The organism is Alcanivorax sp. HI0044 (assembly GCF_001634945.1).
Genome location: NZ_LWEZ01001651.1, coordinates 1 through 1331, shown reverse-complemented (window position 1 = coordinate 1331; position 1331 = coordinate 1). Strand labels below are relative to the sequence as shown.

1 protein-coding gene and 1 pseudogene are annotated in these 1331 nt (G+C 62.7%); both read left to right on the top strand.

The features are described from left to right. A partial coding sequence (gene mrdA, locus A3730_RS24860) for a penicillin-binding protein 2 (protein WP_063539206.1) occupies positions 1-1128 on the top strand: 1128 nt, incomplete at its 5' end. Further along, positions 1125-1331: pseudogene (locus tag A3730_RS24855) on the top strand (rod shape-determining protein RodA); the annotation flags it as partial. The gene mrdA and the pseudogene A3730_RS24855, both read left to right, overlap by 4 nt.

Here is a 1331-nt window from a genome sequence, read left to right as displayed (position 1 = left end):
GATGCCCTCGGCGAGCGTCGCGGCGCCGTGGTCGCCATTGATCCCCGTGATGGCAGCGTGCTGGCGTTCGTCAGCCGCCCGGGCTTCAACCCCAACCTGTTCGTCACCGGGATTTCCTACAAGGATTACTCCGCCTACCGCAACGACCATGACAACCCGCTGTTCAACCGGGCCTTGCAGGGGCGCTATCCCCCCGGCTCCACCATCAAGCCCATGTACGGGCTCGCCGGGTTGGATGCCGGGGTGACCAACTGGGAACGCACTATTTTTGATCCCGGCTACTATCAGCTGGAAAACGATCCTCACCGCTACCGTGACTGGAAACGCTGGGGCCACGGCCGGGTGGATCTGCGCCTGGCGGTGGTGCAATCCTGTGATACCTACTTCTACGACATGGGGTTCAAACTGGGCATCGAGCGCATGCACCGTTACATGAACCAGTTTTCCCTGGGCCAACCCACCGGTATCGATCTCTACAACGAATCCAGTGGCATCATGCCCTCCAAACAATGGAAAAAGGCAGCCCGCGGCCGTCCCTGGTTCCACGGCGACACCATCAACGCCAGTATCGGTCAGGGGTTTGTCCTGGCGACGCCGCTGCAACTGGCCAACGCCACGGCGATCATGGCCAGCCACGGCAAGCAGGTCATTCCTACCCTGGCAGGCGACCACCAGCCAGTGGAACGAACCGACATCGTTCTGAATGATCAGGACAACTGGGAAAAAATGACCGAAGCCATGGTCGGTGTCACCGAGCTCGGCGGCACCGCACGTGCCATGGCCTCAGGGGCGAAATACGACATTGCGGCAAAATCCGGCACCGCCCAGGTCTTCTCGGTAGGTCAGGACGAAACCTATAACGAGGACGAGCTGGCAGAGCGCCTGCTGGACCACGCCTTGCTGGTATCGTTTGCACCCGCGGAAAAGCCGGCCATTGCCGTGGCCGTGCTGGTGGAAAATGGGCGCCACGGCGGCTCTACCGCCGGGCCAGTGGCTCGCCAGGTCATGGACGCCTGGCTGCTCGATAAAGAGGGAGAACTGAAGGTGCCGCCGGTATTCGCCAACACCCCGGCCACCCCCCCCTCCAATACTGCCGACGACGATTCGGATCAAGAGGATCGCCCATGAGCCAGCGCGAATTTATCCGCCAGATGCCCGGCCAGACCGGGGCCACCCTGTCTCCGGGGCTGGCGGTCCGCCTGCACCTGGACCCCCCGCTACTGGTCGGCCTGTTGCTGCTCATGTTCGGCGGGCTCACCGTTCTTTACAGCGCCGGCGGCGAAAGCATGGACCTGGTGGTGCGCCAGTGCATTCGTTTTGGTGCCGGCCTT